Here is a 4,159-nt window from a genome sequence, read left to right as displayed (position 1 = left end):
TTCGGCGTCCCCGGAAACCTCTCCGGCCGCCGAACCCGCCGCCGGGGGCCGCCCGGCGCGGGCGTTCACCCGGAACGGGGAGGGCGGGCGGCCCGCCGCACGCTGGTCCGACGCACCCGCCAGGCACGCTCGGTGCGACGCCTGTCACGCACCGTCAACCCACCTTCGGGCCCGCCACCCGCCCGGTGGTCCCGGCGCCCGCGTGCGGCTCGGGAGCAGGTGGTGCTGCCCCGAACCGCCCAGCGCGTTCGCCCTGCTGACGCGCTTGTCCGGCGGTGCGCGGGGCAGTCGTTACCATTTTCGTTTCAGAAGCGTTGCACTACCCGATGTGCTGGCGGTGATCTGTGGATAGCGGTGTGCTGTGGAGCCCAGGCGCGGTGGCCAGGATGCTGGCGATCTCGCCCACCACCCTGCGCACGTGGGACCGCCGGTACGGCCTCGGCCCGAGCACCCGCGAGGAGGGCAAGCACCGGCGGTACTCGGCCGAGGACGTGGACCGGCTGCGCAGGATGGTCGCGCTGACCGGCCAGGGCGTCGCGCCCGCGTCGGCCGCCGCGCTGGCGCTCGCCGGGCCCGCCGGGGCGAAGGAGCCGCCCGAGCGCCCCGAGGAGGTGACGGCGGCCGAGCGGCGCGGGTTCGCGCGGGCCGCGACCAGGCTGGACGCGCCGCTGATGGTGCGGCTGGTCGGCGAGCTGATCCAGCGGCACGGCGTGGTGCGGGCCTGGGACTGCGCGCTGGTGCCGTTCCTGGTCGCGGCGGGCGAGCGGGCGGCGGCGGACGCGCGCGGCGTGGAGGTCGAGCACCTGGCGACGGCCAGCATCTCGCGGGCGCTGTCGATGTACGCGCAGGCCGTCGAGCAGCCGCGTCTGCCGGTGCTGCTGGCGTGCGCGCCGGAGGAGCAGCACTCGCTGCCGCTGGACGTGCTGGCCGCCGCGCTGGCCGAGCGCGGGTGCGCGTCGCGGAACCTCGGCGCGCGCGTCCCCCCGACCGCCGTGCTCGACGCCGCGGCCCTCCTGTCACCCGTAACGGTGATGGTGTGGGCGCACGCCGGTGCGCAGGCCGAGGCGACCCCCGTCGCCGAACTGGTCGAAACCGGACGAACCGTGCTGGTCGGGGGGCCGGGGTGGACGAGCGCGCCCGCCGGTTCCCGCTTCGTCGGCTCGCTAAACGAGGCGATCGACACAATTCTCAGCTTGAACCGATTCTGAATCGAATTTAGGGTTGGCCTGGTCAACACCGGTCCTTTTTGCGGAAGGCGTGGTTCCCATGCCAGAGCTGTCCCGACTTCCCGTGCCCGTCGCCGAGTCCTGGGACTGGCAGCTGGAGGGTCTGTGCCGAGGCATGGACAGCGCGCTGTTCTTCCACACGCCGAACGAGCGCGGCTCGTCCCGGCAGAACCGGGAGGCGCGCGCGAAGGAGATCTGCGGGCGCTGCCCGGTGCGCAGGCAGTGCCGCGAGCACGCGCTGGAGGTCGAGGAGACCTACGGCATCTGGGGCGGGCTCGGCGAGAGCGAGCTGCGCAGGCTGATCGCCGACCGCCACCGCCGCACCTGAGCGCAGGCGGCGGTCGAGCGCGGCCAGCCGCTGGGCGTCGGCGGCGGTTGAGCGCGAGCAGTGGCCAGGCGCGGACGTCGCCTGAGCGCGACCGGGCGACCGGGGGCCAGAGCGCGGGGCGCTCGGGGCCTCGGAGCGCTAAAGGCCTCGGAGCGCTCGGGGCGTCGGCGCTCGGACCCTCACAGAGCACCGGGCGGGTGCGGCTCGGGTCCTCAGAGCACCGGGCGGGTGCGACTCGGGTCCTCAGAGCACCGGGCGGGTGGGGGTGGTGGCCTTCGGGCGCCAGCGGGTGTAGCCCGCTTCCTCGGCCTCGGCGATGGAGGAGAACTCCACGTCGACGCGCATCCGGTCGAAGTACGGCGAGTCCGGGGTGTGGAAGACGCGGGTCCGGGAGTTGGCCCTGACCTGGCGCGGGATGACCTGGGTGGTCTCGTTGTTGCCCGGCATCTCCAGCGCGCGCGGGGCCCTGGCGGGCAGCGCGGGGACCTCCTTCACGCTCACCCTGGCGGGCGCGGGGCGCGGGGCCGGGAGGTCGTCCTCGTCCTCCTCGTCGATCTCCGCGTCGAGGATCTCGTCCTCGTCGTAGTCGTCCGGCTCGTCGTCGTAGTCGTCCTCGTCGATCTCCACGACGGGCCTGGAGCGCAGCTCGGCCCGCAGGTCGCGGATCGTGGCCCGCAGCGGCAGCCAGCTCAGGACGGCGCCCGCGGTGAACGCGACGGCGCAGATGCCGAAGAACAACCAGAACACCGCGCACTCCTCGACGGCGGGTGGGCACGACCGTCGGACGCGCCCGGTGGGATCGGAGTCGGGGAATTCGGCTCGGGGAGCCGGCTCGGGGGCCGGACGGCGAACTACCCGCGACGCTTAGTACCCGAGCGGGCACCCGCAGTTCCACCGCCTCCCGGCGTCGACGCAGGACATCGGTGACCAATTCACCGTAAGGAGTGACCCCAGGGGCGACTCCCCCACCTGGTCAGCCCGCACCCCCCGGCACCTGCCCCGCACCACCGGAGCGCTCGCCGCTCCCGGTCCCGCGCTCCGGCTCCGCCTCGCGCCCGCCCGCCGCCTCACGCCCGGCCTCACGACCAGGCTCGCGCCCGCCCACCGCCTCACGGCCAAGCTCGCGCCCGCCCGCCACCTCGCACCCGCCCACGGGCTCCCGCTCCACCCCGCGCCCGCCACCCGCATCACGCCCGGCCTCACGGCCAAGCTCGCGCCCACCTACCGCCTCACGGCCCGGCTCACGCCTGCCCGCCGCCTCACGCCCCGCCTCGCGACCAGGCTCACGCCCGCCCGCCACCTCGCGCCCGCCCACGGGCTCCCGCTCCATCCCGCGCCCGCCGACAGGCTCCCGCTCCGCTCCACGCCCGCCCACAGGCCCCCGTTCCAACCGGCGCCCGCCGACAGGCTCCCGCTCCGCCTCGCGCCCGCCCACAGGCGCCCGCTCCACCCCGCGCCCACCCACCGGCTCCCGCCCCGGATCGGACGGCGCCACCGCCGCGGGACCCTCGCCCTCCCGCGACCGCTGCTCCACCGCGCCCGGCCAGGCCCCAGCGGCCTCCGGTTCCGTCCTTCAAGCGGCTTGCTCGTACACCACCGTCCGGCACCCGCAGCGCTGGCACACCGGGTGCGCGGGCACCCGGATGTCCGCGAGCAGCCGTCGCGAGTCCTCGAAGGTCGGCACCGCCAGGCCCGGCACCAGCAGCGCGTCGAGCGCCTCCCGGTTGCGCCGCCCGCGCGCCCTCGCCCGCTCCACCGGGTCGCGGAAGCGGTCGCGCAGCCGCTCCCCCGCCTCCTCGCGGGCGCGCACGCCCTCCTCCGTCAGGTGCGGCACCCGGCGCGGGGCGTTGAGCCGCGCGTTGCGGCGGTTGACCCGCCACCACGCGCCCAGGCTCATCCCCTCCACCGGTGGCCGCGACCGCTGCTCGCCCGAGGGCCACCACGTCCGCAGCCGGGCGCGCAGGAAGTCCTGCGCCACCTGGTCGCGGCGCCGGGGCGGGCCCTGCCGGGCGCCGTCGGGGCGGCGGTCGACGGCCGTCAGCACGGCGTCGACGCACCAGCCGTCCGCGAACCAGGGCGCCAGCACGGCGCGCACCCCGGCGCGGTCCGCGTCGGCCCAGTTCGCCCTCAGGCACAGCCCTTCCACAGCCGTGTCGATCTCGTGCTCTGTCTCGGGCACGACACGGCCGGGCCACTGCCGGGGATCGAGGTGAACGCGCATCGCCGTCAGCTCCTTCCGAACACGTCCGATCCACATCCGAACACCTGTTCGGGATAGTGCCACCGACCACCGACAATTCCAGTAACTCAATCTTGACTTATATAAGCCCCGACCTAAATACTGAGGCAGTGCACGCCCTCGACGTTCTTGGTGACCCGATCAGGCGACGCATCCTGGAATTGCTCGCGGACGGCGAGCGGACGGCGGGATCGCTCGCGGAAGTGATCAACGCGGAGTTCGGGATCTCCCAGCCCGCGGTCTCCCAGCACCTCCGGGTGCTCAGGGAGAGCGGATTCGCGCGAGTGCGCGCGGAAGGCACGAAACGCCTCTACGAGATCGACGGGACGGCGCTGCGCGAGGTGGACGGCTGGCTGGCGCGGTTCG

5 protein-coding genes are annotated in these 4,159 nt (G+C 74.8%); 3 read left to right on the top strand and 2 right to left on the bottom strand.

Annotated elements, in window-relative coordinates; translation table 11 throughout:
• Window positions 1-356: 356 nt before the first annotated feature.
• Together ACTUAL_RS06685 and ACTUAL_RS06680 are read left to right on the top strand one after the other, a co-directional pair.
• Window positions 357-1,208, top strand: a complete 852-nt coding sequence (locus ACTUAL_RS06685) for a MerR family transcriptional regulator (RefSeq protein ID WP_440899636.1) — start codon at window positions 357-359, stop codon at window positions 1,206-1,208.
• 58 nt (window positions 1,209-1,266) lie between these two features.
• Window positions 1,267-1,554, top strand: a complete 288-nt coding sequence (locus ACTUAL_RS06680) for a WhiB family transcriptional regulator (protein ID WP_015800653.1) — start codon at window positions 1,267-1,269, stop codon at window positions 1,552-1,554.
• Between the two features lie 243 nt (window positions 1,555-1,797).
• On the opposite strand, the gene ACTUAL_RS06675 is transcribed toward ACTUAL_RS06680, so the two are convergent.
• Both ACTUAL_RS06675 and ACTUAL_RS06670 read right to left on the bottom strand, forming a co-directional pair.
• On the bottom strand, window positions 1,798-2,301 hold the full coding sequence (locus tag ACTUAL_RS06675) for a sunset domain-containing protein (protein WP_440899635.1): 504 nt from the start codon (window positions 2,299-2,301) through the stop codon (window positions 1,798-1,800).
• 826 nt (window positions 2,302-3,127) lie between these two features.
• Complete coding sequence (locus ACTUAL_RS06670) at window positions 3,128-3,733, bottom strand: hypothetical protein (protein WP_440899634.1); 606 nt, start codon at window positions 3,731-3,733, stop codon at window positions 3,128-3,130.
• Between the two features lie 170 nt (window positions 3,734-3,903).
• Between ACTUAL_RS06670 and ACTUAL_RS06665 the strand changes: the two genes are divergently transcribed.
• On the top strand, window positions 3,904-4,159 hold a 256-nt coding region (locus ACTUAL_RS06665; protein ID WP_440899633.1), incomplete at its 3' end, for an ArsR/SmtB family transcription factor.

Source organism: Actinosynnema sp. (assembly GCF_052038725.1).
Note: the sequence above shows the minus strand (reverse complement) of the source record. Positions and strands in the feature narration are given on the sequence as shown.

Coding starts and splice junctions, on each gene's coding strand:
- ACTUAL_RS06680 (WP_015800653.1), top strand. CDS start 1,267: ATGCCAGAGCTGTCCCGACTTCCCGTGCCCGTCGCCGAGTCCTGGGAC.